The organism is Ureibacillus sp. FSL K6-0165 (genome assembly GCF_038004285.1).
GTDB classification, from domain to species: domain Bacteria; phylum Bacillota; class Bacilli; order Bacillales_A; family Planococcaceae; genus Ureibacillus; species Ureibacillus thermosphaericus.
In genome coordinates this window covers 96,545-115,969 of the sequence record NZ_JBBOQS010000002.1, presented here as the reverse complement: position 1 = coordinate 115,969, position 19,425 = coordinate 96,545, and the positions used below count along the sequence as shown (strand labels likewise).

Below are 19,425 nucleotides of genomic sequence, written 5' to 3'. Positions count from 1 at the left end.
TGCTTCCTCCTTCAACGATTTATGGAGCTTTCATGTTGAAAATTGAAATACTTCCAGCATGTGCACTTCACAAAATGCCCTTTTGAAATTTCGTGGAATATCGGTTGTTCTTCATGAGCATCTTTTGGAATCCATGGAATGCGAGATGCAAATCTGCATCCTGTTCTTGGTAAGTGGGTTAACGATGGAACAATTCCTTCAATGGCGTTGAGGCGTTCATTTGTGGAGTGGAGTTGTGGCATCGAGTTAAATAATAATCGCGTATATGGATGCTTTGGACTAGCAAACAATTTTTGTACTGGTGCTTCTTCAATGATTTCTCCCGCATACATCACCATCACCCGATCGGCCATTTCTGCAACAACCCCTAAATCATGAGTGATCAATATGATGCCTGCTTCTGTTTCATTTTGCAATTCCTTCAATAAATCTAAAATTTGCGCCTGTATCGTCACATCTAGAGCCGTTGTCGGTTCATCAGCTATAATTATTTTCGGTTTACAAGAAATGGCTATTGCAATCATAACCCGTTGCCGCATTCCCCCGGATAATTGATGGGGAAATTGCCTAGCAACTTGTTCAGGTTTTGATATACCGACTTGTTTTAATAATTGTAATACCTTTTCTTCCCGTTCATCACGAGAATAGTCAGTATGATATGTTAACGCTTCTTCAATTTGATCACCAATTCGCATTAAAGGATTCAAGGCAGATAAAGGATCTTGGAAAATCATTGCTATTTCTGCACCGCGAATATGGTTCATTTCCTCTTCAGAACATTCCAAGAGATTGCGTTCTCCAAAAAGGATTTTTCCCGTCACTCGCGCATTCTGTTCATGGTGGAGACCGATGATGGCTGTAGCAAGAGTACTCTTTCCACAGCCCGACTCCCCAACAATTGCAAGAATTTCGTTATTTTTTAATGTGAAGGAAACCCCATCCACCGCATCATAAAATGTATCATTTATTCGAAATCCAACATGTAGATTTTGAATGTCCAGTATGTCCATTTTGGGAGAGTCCCCTTTCTTGCAATTGACTTTAATGAAGTGTATGAATTGAAAAGGGGAAAATTAACCTAATTACATGAGGGTTAGTATCTTCTCAATGAATTTTCTACAAATGCGTTATTTTCAAAAATACCTACAATCTTCTCATCATTTTTCTTCGGCATCCTTGCTATTCAGTCAATCGAGTAGGAGGGAGCGATTAACTCCCGTCCTCTCACACCACCGTACGTACGGTTCCGTATACGGCGGTTCAATTAAGATGATTGACGCAAGTCTTTATAACTTCCGTGAATAGCTGTTCTCTTTATGCCAGTGGTCACTCCACCCTCCAAGAGGTCTCCCACGGGATTCACCGCTTCCTTCCTCAAGTGAGGTACTACGTTTTCTGTGTTCATCATGACTCACTGAATGCCAAGGGCTATTCTCTCTTAATTGTTCGGTCCTTCTTAGTAGTTCTAAACCAACTAATACTATGACCTCTGCTGACTTCTGACGGTTCAGCTACTTATCACTAAGTAGGTTATGAAGCGTACTTCACATATCCGCCAGACCTCCCCGGGTAAGAATGTAATCTTTCCTTCCATCTATCTGCTTCATTTACTCTGTACCACCTTTGGCAGAAAGGACTTTGTTTTGTTTAGCAAACTCATCCAATGATACCTAGCCTTATATGAAGTTCGTGTTCCTCAGACCGGAAGTTTGCCGCTCGCTTCCTTCAGATTCCGCGTCACCACGGACACCCTTGCGTTAAGCTAACTGTTACTTCTGCCTTCACAGTTCGGGACTTACACCCTATAGATTACACCCATGCCAGGCGCACTAAAAAAAGCGAAATCAAAGCTAGTTGATTTCGCTGAATTTTGAATTATCCTTGAGAACGTTTGCGTTTTCCTCGTTTAATTAAAGAAATGATAAAGACGATGAAAATTATATAAACGAAAGCCATCGCTAGAATATATGAAATATTGATTCCTTGTTCATCAATCACTTGATAAATTTCAACAACTTCTCGGTCTTGGATAATTCTAAAAATCCCGTCTTCACCTTCACGGAAAATTTCACTATTTAACATTCCACGAAGCTCTTTATTTTCTCCAACAAACTCTTTCGGAATTTCAATCTTTTCGCGCATTCCTGTGTTGTTGATGACAATAATCCAATTTTCATCCTCAGAAGAACGCTGGAAAACAATTAATCCATTTTTATTTTGAATTAGATTGAAATCTCCTCTGCGTAGAGTTTCCGATTTATTACGCAACAATTGGATATCTTCAATATATTTTTTTAATTCTGTTTCTGTTTTAAAGTTATAAATTTGATGAGCTTCAGGTCCAGCTTTACCGTTCATGGCAATCTCGGATCCATATTGCATAACCGGTACGCCCGGAAGTAGCAAAGTTGTTGCCAATGCCATTTTTAATCGAGTTGGAGGATAAATTTCCGCTGTATATAGAAAACGATCTGTATTTACATTGTCAATCATAATTTGCGTAGGGATTTCCTCTTCTCCCTTTGCATAGGGTTCAAAATGTTTCAATAAATCGGATGTATCTTCATCAATATTTTTAAACGCATGGCTAAAAATTTTGCTTACTTCATCATAAAATTTCGCATCAAATCGAGCATTGCTTTCAGTATTTGAAATCACATAAATTTGTTCATTGACTGATTTAATTGCATCAATCATCTCATTTAAAAATTCTGTATCGGCAATATCGAGATTTGTTAAACGGATACCATCAACATCATATGTAGAAGCAAATTGGACAACAGCATCAATTAGCGCCTTTTGTACTTCTTCATTTTTTAAATCCCAGCGAAGTTTTCCATTCGCTGTCCCTACAATCCAAGAAGCTTTTTTAGGATCTTCAGCCCATTCATGATTTTCACTTACATTTGTTAACGGAAAATCTACCATAATGGACATGCCATTTTGTTTCACAATTTGAATCAACTTTTTGAACTCTTCTTCTGTCCCAAAATTAGGTTCCAATTGATGATAACTTGTCACCATTGAACCGTCATAAGATTCTGTTGCAAAGACCGAGCCGATGGAAACAATCGTAAATCCCATATCTTTAATGTCAGAAAGTTTATCTATAATCCCTTGAAAATCCCCACCAGCGAATTTTGCTGGATTTTTTGGATCGGTTTTCGAAATATCGTCATTTTCATTCGTAGCATTAAAATAACGATCGACTAATAAATCGTATATACTCTCATCAGCAATTGAACGGGGTTTTTCAGCGCTTGCGATAGGCGTTGAGAAACTTGCAAATAATAATGTTGCCATTGCTGTCGTTCGAATCCATTTACTGAGTTTCAACATAATCCCTCTCCTTTAAACCAATCAACGACATTTTACCAAAAATATAGATACAACTCCCAATAAAACATAAAAGTTTAATAAAATGCGCTTATTTTTTGTCTAAAGTGTGACAAAAAATAAAGAACCCCTCATGGTTATTCGTTCTTTTTATCTTCGAGTCCAATGAATTCTTCATTTCTATGATTACTCGGTTTTTGCAAAAAAACAAAAAGAATAAAAAGTAACATTAAAACAATCACAAATACAAGCATAACGATTGGAATCATAGCACATTCCCTTTCTTTTTTCTCATATTTGTTGAAATCATTTTAGAGTAATTGAGCAATAATTTCTATCTACAAACTAAAAAAACGCAAAGTATAAAATATACTTTGCGAACTCACGAATGATTAAGCTAAGAAATTCATTCCCATTGGTAATTTAAAGCCAAAGAATAACGTTAAAAATAAGAATACTGCAAATAAAACCCAAAATATTGTTGTTGGTTTGTCTTTAGCTTTACGAACAAGAACCATCTCCATCATACCAATCACTAAAATACCTAAAAGCAATTTGATTCCATAATTCAAGCCTTGACCGTAGTCCATTGCTTCAATAAATAAAGCTCCACCCGTAATGATAATGAGGATATAAAATAAGCGTAATACCATTTGCAATCCTTTGTTTGGTTTAATGGCAGCAATTAAAAACAAAATGATTCCAACAAACCATGTTGTGATGTGTAAATGCGTTGAACTTGTTAAAAAATCCATCTACTTCCCACCTCATCGTATATTTCATAGAATATCCTAACACGTGAATAGTTTCTATTCAAATATAATACTTCTTTTTATTTTGTATTTATTTTAATAAAGAGAAAAAGAATCCGCAAGTTATCGCTGTTAACACAATCATTGCGGATTCAATTTCTTACCCTCTATTAAATTGATTCAAAACGATTTGTTAATGTACCAATACCTTCAATCGATATCTTCACTTCATCTCCAGCTTTTATAAATTGTGGAGGATTCATTCCTTTCCCTACCCCGGCAGGAGTCCCTGTTAAAATAACGTCGCCAGGTTCTAGTGGAACATGCTGAGAAATAATCGAAACCAACCGATCTACTGGGAACATCATATCTTCTGTATTTCCATTTTGGCGTACTTCTCCATTCACTTTCGTCACAATCGTCAAGTTTTGGGGATTTGGAATCTCATCTTTCGTTACAATGTATGGTCCCATTGGGCAAGTAGCATCCAAACTTTTACCTAAAAAATATTGTTGGTGTCTCTGTTGAATATCACGGGCTGTGATATCATTAGCAATCGTATACCCAAAAATATAATCATAAGCTAATTTTTCAGGTATATCTTTTCCGAATTTGCCAATGACAACTGCCAACTCTCCTTCATAGTCAAGGGAGTCCGTTTTTCCTTCATGCACTGGTAAAACATCGTGGTCTGCAGCAATCGTCGTCGGTGACTTTGTGAAAATGACTAAATCAGATGGAGCAGCTTCCACTCCCATTTCCTTTGCATGTTCATCATAATTTTTGGCTACACAAATAATATTTTTTGGAGTTCTTGGAATTGGCGATAACCATTCAATTTTGCTAAATGGTAATTTAAATTTTTCAACCTCTCCTGATTTTTCTGCTACTTCTACTAATCTTCTAATTTTTTCAACAAAATCATACCCTAATGCAATGCCTTCAATAATCGTTTGCGGAAACGATGGTAGCACTTGAAGCGTTTCTTGAATTGCTAACACATCCCAAACTGCTTCTTCTTTTTTTACTTTTGGACCAAACTTCACTTGATTATTGAATTTAAAGGATAAAATTTTCATTCGTAATAGCCCCTTTACATTTTCACAAATTCTAATAAACTACGAAGCGTAGTATTAATAACATATTACATGAAAATCATTTATATTGCTCAATTTTCCGTACCGTTTTTTCCATAAGTGATGCGTTTTACAGCTTTTTCAAGCGGTCCTTGTTGATATTTCAAAAACCACAATTCAGATAAGGCTAACTGAACGACATAAATACCAATGGCGATAACAATTCCCATCATTACATCCACTTTTCCATATAACCCAAAACCGAAATTGTAAAATAATAAAGTGCAAATGATAGACTGTATGATATAGATAGTTAATGACATGCGTCCTACTTTAGCGATTGGGCTTAGTAGTTTTGTTGCAAATGGTATGAGACAAAGTACGACAATTAAAGACGCATACCCTACGGCTAATATGGGCCCTCCTATATAAACTCGGACATACTCTAATAAATAAGTCCGCGTTACATGAAAAGGCACACTTTTAATAAAAAACCCTCCAGCAATACAAATAATCGTTAGTATAATCCACATCACTTTCAATTCTTTTGCCCGCTCAACTAAACGCCACTTAGCAGCTGCTGCTCCGATCATCATATATGGCAAAATTGTAAACAACGCGCTAATCCACATACCTGGAGCCATTTGAACCGCTAAATCATTTAAACGTTGGAAAAAGGCATCAGTCCAAGTTCCAATACCGTACGCTGTAATCGCATTATTAATTGCAGTAATATCGACATGAGGAGTTTCAAACTCTGCATTCGCTATACCTGCAAGGGCATATAAGGAGAGGATGAAGAAATGCAATAGACCATTCATTGCTAAAGCAACGGTTAGCAACCATCCACTCTTTAATTTCAAACATAAAATTAAGAAAAATCCGCAAAAAGCATACATCGTAAGGATGTCTCCCCACCAAATAAGAAACGCATGCAACAATCCAATTATGAATAACACAACGAGACGTTTTGTTGCGAAAGGATAAAATCTCGTACCGGTTTGCTCAGCTTTGATCCACTGCATCGCTAAACCATAACCAAACAACATCGAAAATAAAGGATAAAAACTGCTTTGTACATAGATATCTAATGTTTGATATAACATTACATCCTGATAATCCGTAAACCAGCTATGCAAGTCAAGAATGTGGGGAAGCGGCAGGGAAAAGGCAAAGATGTTCACTATTAGAATGCCAAGCAAACTAAATCCCCTCATAATATCAAGGGTATGAATTCTTTCATTCAAAGACGTTGGTTGAAACACTACATTCGACCTCCTAAATACAATTAAACTATCATTTTCATGCAATTCTTACAAGAAGAAACGTCGAATGTTTATTACACCAGAGCTTCCAACTGTATTTCTTTCCCTGCCTCAAATAAGTAAAGCACCTTTTCATCTACTTTGATTTGTAAAATCTTTTCCACCGCTTCCGCATAAAGGCGAATTTGCACACTATAACGCTTCGACATTTCAACTATTAACGCTTCCTCTTCTTCAAAAAACGGTAATATTTTATCCGTTTTATAATCGAGCAACACCCATTTTCCGTCATAATCTTGCATTAAGCAATCGACAATCCCTTGGATCATTTGAGAGTCGCCTTCCGCATCGGACACACTTAATGTAAACGGTACTTCTCGATACAATTTTTTCGCGTTGCTAAATCGTTTTCCGATTGGCGTAGCAAAAAAGTGCAATAGTTGTTCAATTTGGATAGCTTTCATCTCTTCTTCTGTAATTAATTGTTTTTCAACTAACGTTTCAAGGAACCGTTGTGCTTCTTCCGTATTGATAAACCCTTGTTGCGGTACATGTTGCATCACGGTATGCATCGCTGTACCAATCTCTGTCGCAGTTAATTGTTTTTCTTGCATAAAAATTGGCCGCTTGACGAATGATTTTTTGCGATTTTTATAATAAATTCCAAAGTACTCACTCTCATCTTCTTGCTGCAAGTTTTCAATGCGCTTCATTTCGGATACACTCGTTTTAGATTTTTTCTTAGTTGCTCTTTCAAATGGATAAATATGAGTAAATCGACGTTCCAATTCTTGCAATAAACTGTCATCCACTTCTTTCCTTTCAAGTTCGTTTTCCGTTTCTTCCATTTTCTCCTGTTTTTTCATGAATGAATCATTGGATATGACGCTTACTTGCCAAGTGGATGGATGTTGTATCGGCGTATAGTCTGTATCACTAAAATCTTTAAACGATGCATGTCGACTAATTGCTGGACCAATCCAGTCAAGATAATTTCGAGCTCGAGCCCTTACATAATCCGGCAACATTTCATCTTGAGCCAAACTTTGAACTTCACACCAAGTTTGCTTCGTTTTCTCCCAATCTTTCACAGAGCCGACGAGAACGAGCTTTTCTTTTGCGCGGGTCATCGCCACATATAAAATGCGCATTTCTTCCGCTTTCATTTCTAACTTTTTCTTTTCCTTCATCGCTAAAAATGGCAATGAAGTATACATAATTCGATTGTCTGGGTCTATCGCTTTAACAGCTAAACCGTACTCTTGATCAAATAAATATGGTTTATTGAAATCCATTAGATTAAAATTACTACCTAATCCAGCTACAAATACAACGGGATACTCAAGCCCTTTCGAAGAGTGAATCGTTACTAAACGAACAACATCATCCTTCTCTCCAATCGATTTTGCAATTCCTAAATCATCCCCGCGGGATTTCATGCGATCGATGAATCGTAAAAAGCGGAATAATCCCCTGAAAGAAGATTTTTCAAAACTTAATGCTCGGTCATGCAGCGCTCGTAAATTAGCTTGACGCTGTTTACCGTTCGACATCGCGCCTACCATTTCATAATAATTTGTATCTAAATAAATTTGCCAAATTAGATCAGATAAACTGCCTCTGCGTGCTAAATCTCGCCAATTATCCAATTGTTTTAAAAACTTTTCAAGCTTTGCTTGTGTGCCTATTTCAAGGCCTGAATGCTCTTTTTCAACAAATATTTTTACAGCTTCATAGAAGGTTGATTGCTTTTCAGTTAAACGAATGAGTGCCATTTCATTTTCCGTTAAGCCGACAAATGGAGCTCTTAATACAGAAGCGAGCGGGATATCCTGGTACGGATTATCAATGACTTTTAATAAATTAATCATGATCATCACTTCAAGCGCTTCAAAATATCCTTTGGAACTTTCGGCATATAGAGGAATGTTTGCAGCTTTAAATTCTTCAATAATATCGTTCGACCAGGTCATTGATCGCATGAGAATGACGATATCGCTATAACGCATTGGGCGCATTCGCTTACCTGGGTCTTTTTGCTTCGTATCGTACACTGTTGCACCAGCATCCATCATTTCTCGAATGCGTTGGATAATGTAACGAGCTTCTTGTTGAGATTTTTTCATTTCCTCTTGGATTATTAAATCAATATCCTCTTCTTCCTTATCAGTAGAAGTATCTGGCTGTTCTTCATAAATGATTGCTAATTCCACTGGAACTTCGACATCATCATATGGTGCGCTTGGTTTTAAAGCTGCTTTCTCATCATATTTAATTTCTCCTACCTTCTCACCCATCACTTGCTCGAATATATAGTTCGTTCCGTATAGAACTTCCTTTCGACTGCGGAAATTGGCATTTAAATCGATTTTCAAACCGCTCGATTTCGGCTCTTCCTCAAATGTTAAATACTTATTTAAAAAGAGCATTGGTTCAGCCAATCGGAAGCGATAAATGGACTGCTTTACGTCCCCTACCATAAATAAGTTGCCGTTACTCTCATCGCCGCTTTTAACTAATTGCAAAATCGTTTCCTGCAGCATGTTTGTATCTTGATATTCATCGACAAGCACTTCTTTAAAGCGCTGTTGGAATTCGATTGCTACAGGAGATGGTTTTATTTTTCCATCCTCTTCTATCGTTAATATTTCAAGGGCATAATGCTCTAAATCTGAAAAATCTACAATCGCTTTTTCTAATTTTGCTTGTTTAAACTTTTCACCGAATTGAAGTGTTAATTCTACCAATGTTTCAATTGTCGGAGCCATAAGCCGAATTTCTTCAATGAGACGCTCAGGTTTTCTAGCAAAATACGTATCTTGAATTTTATTTACGATGTCTTTTGCTTTATTTCGCTTATCTTGCGCTTTCTTTTTTAATTCTTCATCGCAAGAATCTTTCGCCACCCTCGCTAACGTTGACCATTTCAACGTGGAAAAGAATTCGTACGCTTCTTTCCAAGAAGCACGAATGCGACGAGATGCCTCTTGAATGAGCGCTAAATCCAACTCCACCGTTTCTCCATATGGAGCCGGGCCATCTGGCATTAAAGCATATTTTCGAACTGTTAAAAGGTGTGACCTTGCTTCTTCCAATTGAAACTCTATAGCATTTTTCAAATGCTCAATAAAAGGTAATTCATCTACCGTCACATCATTCGGAATCTGATATTGTTCCACTAGGGAATGAAGCCATTTTTTTGGCTCGGGATGTACTCGAGCAGTATCGTATAATTGATCAATCAAAACTTCGATATCTTGGTCATCTCGATCGGACGTAAAGCTATCCACTAATCGATAAATACGGTTTACTTTGTTTTCATCTTCAGCACTATAAGCTTCCTCTAGCACTTCTTTTAACACATCATCCCTGAGTAAAGAAATTTCTCCTTCACTGGCAATGCGGAATCCCGGGTCAATATCGAGTAAATAAGCATATTGCCGAACAATAGATAAACAAAAAGAATGCAGTGTAGAAATTTGCGCTTTGTTGACAAGGCTTAACTGCTTTCGTAAATGTGCATTATGAGGGTCTTTCGCAATTTCCTTCTCAAGAGCATCCGCTAAGCGATGGCGCATTTCCGCGGCTGATGCATTGGTAAAGGTAACGACAAGGAGCTCATCCACATCAATCGGGTTTTCTTTTGCAATGACCTTTTCGATCATCCGATTAACAAGCACCGCCGTTTTTCCTGAACCTGCAGCAGCGGAAACAAGAATATCTTGACCTGTTGCCCAAATGGCTTTCCATTGTTCATCGGTCCATGTAGCGTCTTTCGGCTTAGTTGGAATTGAGTTCATCGTCATTCAACTCCTTTCGAATTTTTTCTACGACATTTGGCGCTTTATCTGCCTGCAACAGTTGATATTCACCGTCTGTTGGGTCAAATTGGCATACCGACTTAAATTCACAATAATCACAAGCAGTTCGATCTTTTAGCTTAAATGGTCGAATAGAAGTATCTCCGCTTAAAATGGAATCTCCTGCTTCCCTATGTTTTTTGCGCACAAATAATCTCAACTCTTCCATCGCTTCAGGCGGTACAACTTTCGAAGTTTTGGAAAATTCCTGTTTTTTCGTTATCGACACTGGAATGATAATCGACTTGCCATCCTCTTCTAAACGCTCGTCCATCGCAATCACAGCCTCTTGATCTTTGGATAACAATCCTTTCATTTTGTACATTTTTAATCGTTCTTCTTCGATTTGTAATTCATTTAACTCCTGCTCAATTTTTAACAAAGGATTTTGCACATGGACGTATAGGACACCCGCTGGCATTGCCGGTTCTTTTAGTAAAATCAATGAATTTTCAACGGCTACATCTAAATACGTTAATAATTGCAATGATAAGCCGTAATACACTTCATTTAAATCTAAATCTCTGCCAGAAGATTTATAATCGATGACACGCAAGTAGGATGTTCCACCAACTTTTGCATGGTCTATTCGGTCAATTCGCCCTCTCAATTTCATTTTTCGGCCGCCGTTTAATGCTATTTCTAAAGGCGGTAATTGTTCATTTTTGCTAGGGCCGAAAGACGCTTCCACAGCTATTGGCTTAAAGGTTGAATTCTTTGCATGCTGTGATAGGGCAATCATCGTTTTTTCAACGATGTGCATCAATTTCCGTTGAATATAGCGATAGCGGGAACTGCTTAACAAGATTTGATGTGAAAAAGCCGGTACAATCTGTTTTACAGCTTCTCGTGCAAGATGGGCACATTGTTCTTTCGTTAATTTATTCCATGGCAAATTCAATCGGCTTGTCTCCTTCGAAATCCACTTTAAAGCTTCATGGAACAAATCCCCCATCTCAAATGTTTCTAAACGGAACTCCGGACGTTGTTGCAAGCGAAGACCATAGGATGCAAAATGGGCAAATGGACAACTAAAATACTTTTCAATTCGTGAAACGCTGGATGTGAAGTCATCCCCGTATAATGCTTCCGTCAAATCTTGAGCCAATTTTTCTGAAACATTTTTTTCTTTCAACGGTTTCATTACAACTTCAAGTACTGGTTTCCATTCATCACTTTGTTCATAAAACGTTTTTAGCGCTCTCCATTCTGATGCAAGCTCCATTGATTCCGCTTGTTTCAATTGAGTCATTAAGTAAGCTAACGATGTTCTCGGATGTCGTAAGTAAGAAAGCACTTTTTCTTTATTCCATTCTTCAATCGGGTCAATAAAAATTCTTTCATGAGGCAACGTGTATTGTCCGTTTACTTCAAATAAGTTGTGCAACCGTTGTACATAAAGAGATGGTAATAAAGCTTTACTCTCCTCATCACTGCTGGAATATGTGACATATAAACGGTCTGTAGGGGAAGAAAAAGCACGATAAATATAAAAGTTTTCTTCCATGAGTCGATGCTTGGATGATGGGTACAATTCCACATCAATTCCTGAAAACCATTCCCTGTCCATATCGTTTATGAATCCTTCATAGTCAATACGCATTGGATATACTCCATCATTCACGCCAATGACGAAAACAACTTTCATATTGTCAAAACGGGAAAACTCCACAGTTGCAACAGTCACTTCGTCAACAGCTGGAGGAATTTTTGAAAATTTCAGCGTGTCAAATCCCTCATCCAAGATTTTAGCGGCTTCTTCAATCGTTAAAGATTGGTCTCCAAACATGATAGCGAATTGTTCAAGTACGTTTACCCACTGGTTCCATGCCTGATCATGTTCCATTGCCTCTTCCAGTTTGCCTTCTTCCAGTTCTTGATCTTTTAACGCTTGAAGCTTTTCATAAATTTGCAATTCTTCAACGGTTGTAAATAGAGCCGTTGCGATTTCTTGTCCATTACGAGCCTTCTTTAATTGTTTTTCAAATTTTAATAAAGGTTCTCGAATGTAACCCTTCATTTCATCGATAATCGCTTGTATCTTTTTTTCTTCATCGGTTTGTTTCGTTGTCACAAACTCTAAACCTCGATATTTTTTATACATCCAACGGTCGTCTTGCATCCATCGGTCTCCATAAATTCCTTGAGCAATGACGAAGTTTTCAAATACATCCGCTTTCTCTCTTAATTCTTTTACATTAGAGTTTAATGGGAAAAATAAATCTGTTTTTACACTACGGAAAATCGGTTCATATTTCCAATGAGACGTAATCACTTCTAAAATAGAGCGGCTAAATTCAATTAACGGATGATGCAACATCGATTTTTTCTCATTGGTAAAAACAGGAATATCATATTGTGCAAATATTGTCGAAATTAGCGGGTCATACACATCTGCTTGTCGATACATAATCCCGATATCACGATAACGAATACTTTCTTCTTGCACTAATCGTTTTATTTCCCGGGCAATGCCATGAACTTCAGCACGCCGATTTACTCCTTCAATAACCTTGATAAAACCTTCTGCTTCGATTTTTTTTGGAGTTAGCTGATAAAATTGCTGTTCCACATGAAATAAATCTCGATTTTTATAGCGGTGAGTTGTTTCCAAATGAATTCTCGTTTCAATTTCGATACCTAATTTTGTCGCTTCTTGTTTTAATTTGTCGTATGTGAGAGCAGCACGATAAAACACTGCTTGTTCATTGTGTTTATCTTGTTCATCTTCAAAAGGAAGAACAATGGTAACTCTTTTCGTTAAAGATAAAAGCTGCTTGACAATTTCAAACTCACGCACTGTAAATGATGTAAATCCATCGATATATACATGAGTGTCTTTCAATTTTTCAGAGTATTTCATTTGCTGGATAAGGAAGGGATATAGTCCATCTCCATCTACATATCGATCCCCTAAAATTTCTTCTAATTTTTGTATTATGATTTGTAAGTCTTTAGATTTCGCAATTAGTGTATGAGGAGCTTGGGCTTGTTCAAATTTTCCAATTGCTTCTTTTAATGCGATACTATCGATATTAAACTGATTAAATTCCTTAATTATCTTCTCAATTTCTTCGGTAAATCCTCGCTTATCAGCAGCTTGTCGGAATAAAGTAAAATGGTCTTTATTTTCTTCCAACAATCTTCTAAGGAGCATTCGATATCCAATTTTATCAACTTTATCTTTTGCGATGCCTCCCGTTTCTTGTAATACGTGCCAGGATAATCGCTTAAAAGTCATTACTTGCGCACGAATCAACCCTTGAATATCATAGTGATTCGTTAGCTGGTATTCCGTAGAAAAAGACATTTGGTCTGGCACAATTAAAAAAATCGGTGGGCCAAAGGGATTAGATTTTACCTCTTCCACAATTTCTCGATGAATGAGGGCTGTTTTCCCTGTCCCAGCTCGTCCGCTAATAATTCGTAATGACATGTTGCTCCTCCTTCAATTTCCTCTTGCTTTATTGAAAAATAGTACTTTATTTATTATAGTACATTTTCTAATAGATTCGATAAAATGCACCAATGAAAAACGCCCCGAAATTGCTAATTTTTCGGGGCTTTTCAATCAATTACCAAGCTTAATCTTTATAAGTTATTTTTAATTTCTTATTCTTTCTAAGTCTCGATACTTCTTTTAATTCTCTTTCAACACGTTTATTTAAATATCGTTCAATTTGCTTTCCGATAATCCATAATAAGAAAATTGCGACAACGACAAGTACTAATTTTGTGGGACTTCGTAATAATGCACCGATATCATAACCAAGTAAACTAATTGTTAAAATCATTACACATTTTCCTGCCAACAACACTACGAAGTAATATTTTTTCTTAATATTGGAAAGCCCTGCCACGATATTGACTAATACGGATGGTGTAAATGGGAAACACAATAATAAAAATAGTGGGGCAATTCCTTTCATATCTACCCAATGAATGAGTTTTTGCATCTTTTCATACTTAATGAATTGTTGGACTTTACGATTATTTCCAAATCTACGAACAAGCAAAAAGACCGAATAAGACCCCAATACTGTTCCAACCCAGGAAAGTAAAAAACCAAACCAAAGCCCGTGAGAACTTGCATTGGCTACTACGAAAACAACTAGAGGTAGGAACGGCAAAAAGGATTCTAAGAAAGGAAAAAGGATTCCAATTAGCGGTCCTAGTGTTCTATATTGTGCTTCCAATGCTTCAATATTTTCTACGGTAAACCATTCACTCACCTGTTCCACCTCTATCGATACTGAATAATTAAATGTAAAATCGTCACCTTATCTGTTGGATTTTCGTATTGGTGCGGCTGATTAGCAGAAAATACGAGCGTTTCGCCTTCTTCTAAACATTCCTTCATATTGCCGCATTGGACAACTGCCTGTCCTTCTATGACCGTAACTGTTTCCTCTACTCCTTCCGTGTGGGGCTCACTTTTATGTATCACCCCGGGATCCATTTCAATTTTATAAAATTCCCAACCCCGTTCCGGATTATAAGGGATAATGGAATATACACGGTATTTGCCATTTTCTTCAGACACATATGTAGAAGGATCCACACTATATTTTTGGAAAAATGTTTTCGGTGGCTGTAAAAGTGATGAAAATGAAATTTTTAACCCTGCGGCTATTTTCCAAAGGGTTGAAACAGTTGGATTTGCTTCACCCTTTTCAATTTGGGCAAGCTGTGCCTTACTTACATCAGTAGCTTTTGCCACATCATCCAAACTTAAACTCCGCTCTTTCCGAATTTTTTTTAATTGTATACCAATATTACGACTCATTTGATCCATTTTTTCATTCCACCCTATTGTCTATTTTAAAAGACAAATGTATACTATACTAAACAAAATGTGAATGTTCTGATTTTTTATTTTCTGTTTATTACCATTAATTAGCGATTATTTAAATTAAATTATCTCTGTATTTATCATAATACAAAATTTCTCTTTGTACTGTAACGATGATTTAGTCATTTATGCTGCATACTGCTAAAATTCCGTCAATCTTTTAAAACAGTATTTTTCATTTATTATATTTGAAAATTTAGTAGAAAGGAATGGATAGTGTGGCAACGGAAGTCAAGGAAGTGAATCAAAGTTTTTCTGATGACTCCTTTTTACAAGGTGCGAAGGATTGCGTTCCTACGTTATTAGGTTACATAAGTATAGGGCTTGCTTTTGGGGTAGTAGGCGTCACATCAAAATTATCGATTTTAGAAATCTTTCTACTTTCTGCACTAGTTTATGCTGGCAGTGCACAGTTCATTTTTGCAGGTTTATATTTAGCGGGAGCCCCAATGTACATCATGGTTATTACAACGTTTATTGTTAATTTACGATTCTTTTTAATGTCGCTTACTGTAGCACCGCATTTAACTCGTTATTCTGCTTTACGCAATGTCGGCTTTGGTTCGCTTTTAACAGATGAAACGTTTGGTGTTGCGATTACAAAAATAGGACGAGAACAATATCTTGGTGGTCGTTGGATGGATGGTTTAAATTTAACCGCCTATTTTACATGGATTGCAGCATGTGTTGTTGGAGGTCTTGTAGGAAATTGGATTCCAAATGCTGAAGCTTTTGGTCTTGATTATGCGTTAGTAGCGATGTTTATTGCGTTGCTAGTTTTAAACTTAGCAAATGTTAATAAAAGAAAACTCATGCATTATTTAAAATTAATCGGTTGTGTTTTTGGAAGCTTGTATATTCTTTCTTATTTCATGCCTAGTCATTTAGCTGTACTTTTATCGACGATTATTGTAGCAACGATTGGGGTGTTGACTGAAAAATGACGACTACGCTATCCATGTTTTTACTTATTTTAGGATGTGCTTTTGTTACGTGGGTACCACGCGTTACTCCATTTATATTAGTACGGAACATCCAATTACCGAATATCGTATTGCGTTGGCTCCAATTTATACCCGTATGCATTTTAAGTGCACTTGTATTTCAAGCCTTACTTCGTGAAGAAGGAAAATTTGTCACATTTGATATAGAAAGTACTATTGCATTCATCCCAACATTACTTGTAGCAATTTGGACGAAAAGTTTATCCATAACAGTTGTCGTAGGTGTGTTGACGGTAGCTGTATTGAGAAATTTCTTTTAATTACATCGGCGTTGCGATAATTTCGCACAGAGCCGATGTTTTTTATTGTGAAAATCACTTTCTTGTATTATTAAATTTTCCTCCATTGGTGAACGGGCCCCCAAACATAACGAAAATGGCCTAATTCTCTATAAAGAAGAATTAAGCCATTTCGTATGTTACTCTACTACTAACAATCCAATGCGATAATGATCTTTACTATGGACAACATGCTGCGTTAAGCGCAATTCATTTTGATGATTTAACACTTCCAATTTACAATGAGCCGCATTGATTTGAAGGGCTTTATACAATTCCAATTCATTGTGCACTTCCATACCGTTTACTTTGCGAATAACCTCTCCTGCTTGAAGCCCCATTTTTTCTGCCGGTGAGTTCGGTAAAACAGCAGCAATCATCACACCATTTGGACGCGCAGAAACGGCATAGACATCACGACGCTCTCGAACTTTATAAATATAGGAGATTATTAAACGAAGGAATGCGCCGACTAATACAGTCACAACTGCAACAATAGGATAAAAATATCCTACAAGTCCTCCGATTAGCACCAATTCCCCTAAAATGAAAATCGCCCTTGATAATTTAGGATATACATTTAACGGCAATGAACGTCTCGTCTTTTGCTGGAATCCGATGATAGCAGGGAACAAAATCAATGTAAATTGTTGATGGTTTAGTGAAAATTGTGGCCACCACGGAAAATAAGCATCAATTGCTTGTCCAGGAATTACGAAAAAAATCGGCAACAACCAAATTTTTTTCGTGAAGAAAGCAACGCCATGTAATCCCCTTTTTGACTTTTCGATAATCGGGGATGCATAATACAATCCATATTTCTTCATTAAGCGACTTTCCGCCATTAACAATAACCCTGCAACCAATGCGCATGTTACCGCAGTTCCTTCAAGTACGTTTACCCCTTGAATTGTCAACCCTAATAATTGAAAGGACCAATTTTGAATATTCATCAAGATTATGGCAGCCATACTCAAGGCAAACAGAATGATTGGTGAAAGTAAATGAAACTGATAAAGAACAAGTCCTAAGATACTGAAAGCTGTAACAAAGAATAATAGTTCAACTGATTGAGTCAATCCGAAAAGGAGGGTAATGACGGAAATAATGAGCGCTAACCATACCCCTTCTTTTATGAGGCCTGCAAATTCCGACCAACCCCATAAAATTCGGATATTGAAATGTTTTCTCTCTCTTTTAACTCGTACATATCCTAAAAAAATCGACATAAAAATTGCAATATACAATAGAGGATTTAAAAACATTCTGCCGATTGCACTGAACAATTCTATTAATATCTCTATCACTCATCCCACCGCCGTTTCCTACTACTACTATTGTTCATTTTATCAAAGGAATGAAAATTTGCGTAGCATCAATATACCCGTCTTCCAACATAAAATAAAATCATGTACCACACATCATTTCTGATAATTTAAAAAATTCACAAATAGTTTATCATTTTTAAGATAAATATGGTAATATTTATGGAAATCTTTGATACAAAAAGCTGCCTAGAAATGTATTCTAGACAGCCTCACCTTCAAAACGTTAAATATCCCCTTTGATTTTATGAAGCATTACACTTAAGCCCATTTTCAACTGTACATCATGTTCCATATCTTCTTTATATAAAGCGACTTGATCTCGAATGCTTGCAAAAAACTCGTCATCCATATGCCTTCCGCTCTTCAAATCATGTTTTTGTCGATAGGAGGCCACTGCTTCTGCTGTTTGTTCATCATAAAATCCGTCAGTCCTCACCATGTTATAACCTAATCCATTTAATACCTTTTGTACGTAGGCTATCTCTTCACTATAGTCTCCTTCAGCAAATTCGCCTCGCAGCGGTGTAATTTCCATTGCAAACAGCGGATGTTGTTCCACTTCGATATCTGACTCGATTCCTTTTCCATGAATCCAATCTCGATTAGGAGTAAGCCATTTGTTCGTTGATAATTTTAATTCTCCACCATTTTCCAAATCATAAGTTTCTTGAACCGTTCCTTTTCCAAAACTTTTTAAACCTACGATAATTGCACGATTCCAACTTTTCAGCGCTCCTACCATCACTTCACTTGCCGATGCACTTCCTTCATTTTGGAGAACAACTAAAGGAATCACTTTCATTTTCTTCAAATAGTCCTCATCAGCGTCAAGTTTTGTTGTTTTAATTGCTTCAAGCTTTCCTTCTGCATTTTGCATATAAGCAAAAACTTCTCCATCTTTCCCGATGCTACTTACGACGCCAGCGACGCTATGTAAATAACCTCCAGGATTATCGCGCAAATCAACTATCAACCCTTTTACATCATCCGATATTAATCTCGCAGTTGCTTCGATCCATTCTTCTACGGTCTCTTCTCCAAACATTGATATGGAAATGTATCCAATTTTTGTATCATCAACCGGAATCACTTTCCATGAAACCGTTTGATTATCAATTTCTGCCCGCTCAACAGTTACTTTAATGTGCCTGTCTGTGCTTGGACGATATAAAACAAGGGTTACTTTTTCTCCAGCTTTCCCTTGAATTAATTGCAACAACTCTCCAAGGGTTTTGCCCTCTAAACGCACACCATCCACTTCTACAATTTCATCATAAGGACGGATGCCAGCTTTTTCAGCAGGAGATGATTTAACAGGAGATACAACGATAAATCTTCCATCTTTTTCTGTAATTTCAATACCTATACCAACCCGTTGTCCTGCTAAAGACTGACGATGAATGGCTGCTTCTTTTTCGGTATAGTACGTGCTGTACGGATCCTTAATTGCTTCCGTCATTCCTCTTAACGCGCCTTCAATCAAATCCTCATCTTTTGTGTCAAAAACTGATTTTTCTTTTATGAGTGAAAAAGCTTGGTCAATTACAGGGATATTGCTTCCTTTTACTGCTGTTTCGGATTTCATATCACTTTTCCAATACACAATGATGGCAGCTAACAAACAAACAATTGCCAAAATGAAAAAAAATCGACTCTTTCGCACTCACTTTCCTC

General features: G+C 36.9%; 14 protein-coding genes. 2 read left to right on the top strand and 12 right to left on the bottom strand.

The genetic code is table 11. From position 1 onward, the window contains the following. Positions 1-11: 11 nt before the first annotated feature. The 10 genes from NST00_RS14200 to NST00_RS14155 form a co-directional block, all read right to left on the bottom strand. Complete coding sequence (locus tag NST00_RS14200; protein ID WP_016838207.1) at positions 12-1,010, bottom strand: ABC transporter ATP-binding protein; 999 nt, start codon at positions 1,008-1,010, stop codon at positions 12-14. A gap of 254 nt (positions 1,011-1,264) precedes the next feature. Continuing rightward, the gene (locus tag NST00_RS14195) at positions 1,265-1,408 is read right to left on the bottom strand and encodes a hypothetical protein (protein WP_172597779.1); all 144 of its coding nucleotides are present in this window, start codon (positions 1,406-1,408) and stop codon (positions 1,265-1,267) included. A gap of 467 nt (positions 1,409-1,875) precedes the next feature. Continuing rightward, positions 1,876-3,339 (bottom strand): alpha-amylase family glycosyl hydrolase, encoded by a 1,464-nt coding sequence (locus NST00_RS14190; RefSeq protein WP_340710248.1) that lies wholly within the window; start codon positions 3,337-3,339, stop codon positions 1,876-1,878. Between the two features lie 389 nt (positions 3,340-3,728). After that, entirely contained in the window at positions 3,729-4,091 is a 363-nt protein-coding gene (locus tag NST00_RS14185; protein WP_339289006.1) for a DUF1516 family protein, read from the bottom strand. 167 nt (positions 4,092-4,258) lie between these two features. Next, positions 4,259-5,167, bottom strand: a complete 909-nt coding sequence (locus tag NST00_RS14180; protein ID WP_016839266.1) for a fumarylacetoacetate hydrolase family protein — start codon at positions 5,165-5,167, stop codon at positions 4,259-4,261. 89 nt (positions 5,168-5,256) lie between these two features. Further along, the gene (locus NST00_RS14175) at positions 5,257-6,429 is read right to left on the bottom strand and encodes a DUF418 domain-containing protein (protein WP_340710246.1); all 1,173 of its coding nucleotides are present in this window, start codon (positions 6,427-6,429) and stop codon (positions 5,257-5,259) included. A gap of 74 nt (positions 6,430-6,503) precedes the next feature. Next, a complete protein-coding gene (gene addA / locus NST00_RS14170; RefSeq protein WP_340710244.1) occupies positions 6,504-10,229 on the bottom strand; it encodes a helicase-exonuclease AddAB subunit AddA in 3,726 nt (1,241 codons plus the stop codon). Then, a complete protein-coding gene (gene addB / locus NST00_RS14165) occupies positions 10,210-13,725 on the bottom strand; it encodes a helicase-exonuclease AddAB subunit AddB (protein ID WP_340710243.1) in 3,516 nt (1,171 codons plus the stop codon). Before addB ends, addA begins: the two co-directional genes overlap by 20 nt. Before the next feature lie 148 nt (positions 13,726-13,873). Further along, positions 13,874-14,521 (bottom strand): TVP38/TMEM64 family protein, encoded by a 648-nt coding sequence (locus tag NST00_RS14160; protein ID WP_168412746.1) that lies wholly within the window; start codon positions 14,519-14,521, stop codon positions 13,874-13,876. Positions 14,522-14,532: 11 nt separating this feature from the next. Continuing rightward, positions 14,533-15,084 carry a helix-turn-helix domain-containing protein gene (locus NST00_RS14155; RefSeq protein ID WP_016839261.1) on the bottom strand — a complete coding sequence of 184 codons (552 nt, stop codon included), beginning with the start codon at positions 15,082-15,084 and terminating at the stop codon, positions 14,533-14,535. Between the two features lie 275 nt (positions 15,085-15,359). On the opposite strand from NST00_RS14155, the gene NST00_RS14150 reads away from it, so the two are divergent. Together NST00_RS14150 and NST00_RS14145 are read left to right on the top strand one after the other, a co-directional pair. Further along, on the top strand, positions 15,360-16,085 hold the full coding sequence (locus NST00_RS14150) for an AzlC family ABC transporter permease (protein ID WP_016839260.1): 726 nt from the start codon (positions 15,360-15,362) through the stop codon (positions 16,083-16,085). Beyond that, positions 16,082-16,405: an AzlD domain-containing protein gene (locus NST00_RS14145; protein ID WP_016839259.1), complete on the top strand. Its 324-nt coding sequence runs from the start codon at positions 16,082-16,084 to the stop codon at positions 16,403-16,405. Before NST00_RS14150 ends, NST00_RS14145 begins: the two co-directional genes overlap by 4 nt. Before the next feature lie 158 nt (positions 16,406-16,563). Here NST00_RS14145 and NST00_RS14140 read toward each other — a convergent pair whose 3' ends face one another. Then, complete coding sequence (locus NST00_RS14140) at positions 16,564-17,730, bottom strand: PDZ domain-containing protein (RefSeq protein ID WP_339289015.1); 1,167 nt, start codon at positions 17,728-17,730, stop codon at positions 16,564-16,566. Positions 17,731-17,974: 244 nt separating this feature from the next. Then, on the bottom strand, positions 17,975-19,414 hold the full coding sequence (locus NST00_RS14135) for a S41 family peptidase (RefSeq protein WP_339289016.1): 1,440 nt from the start codon (positions 19,412-19,414) through the stop codon (positions 17,975-17,977). Positions 19,415-19,425: the final 11 nt, after the last annotated feature.

Coding starts and splice junctions, on each gene's coding strand:
- NST00_RS14190 (WP_340710248.1), bottom strand. CDS start 3,339: ATGTTGAAACTCAGTAAATGGATTCGAACGACAGCAATGGCAACATTA.
- NST00_RS14180 (WP_016839266.1), bottom strand. CDS start 5,167: ATGAAAATTTTATCCTTTAAATTCAATAATCAAGTGAAGTTTGGTCCA.
- NST00_RS14185 (WP_339289006.1), bottom strand. CDS start 4,091: ATGGATTTTTTAACAAGTTCAACGCATTTACACATCACAACATGGTTT.
- NST00_RS14200 (WP_016838207.1), bottom strand. CDS start 1,010: ATGGACATACTGGACATTCAAAATCTACATGTTGGATTTCGAATAAAT.
- NST00_RS14145 (WP_016839259.1), top strand. CDS start 16,082: ATGACGACTACGCTATCCATGTTTTTACTTATTTTAGGATGTGCTTTT.
- addB (WP_340710243.1), bottom strand. CDS start 13,725: ATGTCATTACGAATTATTAGCGGACGAGCTGGGACAGGGAAAACAGCC.
- NST00_RS14155 (WP_016839261.1), bottom strand. CDS start 15,084: ATGGATCAAATGAGTCGTAATATTGGTATACAATTAAAAAAAATTCGG.
- NST00_RS14195 (WP_172597779.1), bottom strand. CDS start 1,408: ATGATGAACACAGAAAACGTAGTACCTCACTTGAGGAAGGAAGCGGTG.
- addA (WP_340710244.1), bottom strand. CDS start 10,229: ATGAACTCAATTCCAACTAAGCCGAAAGACGCTACATGGACCGATGAA.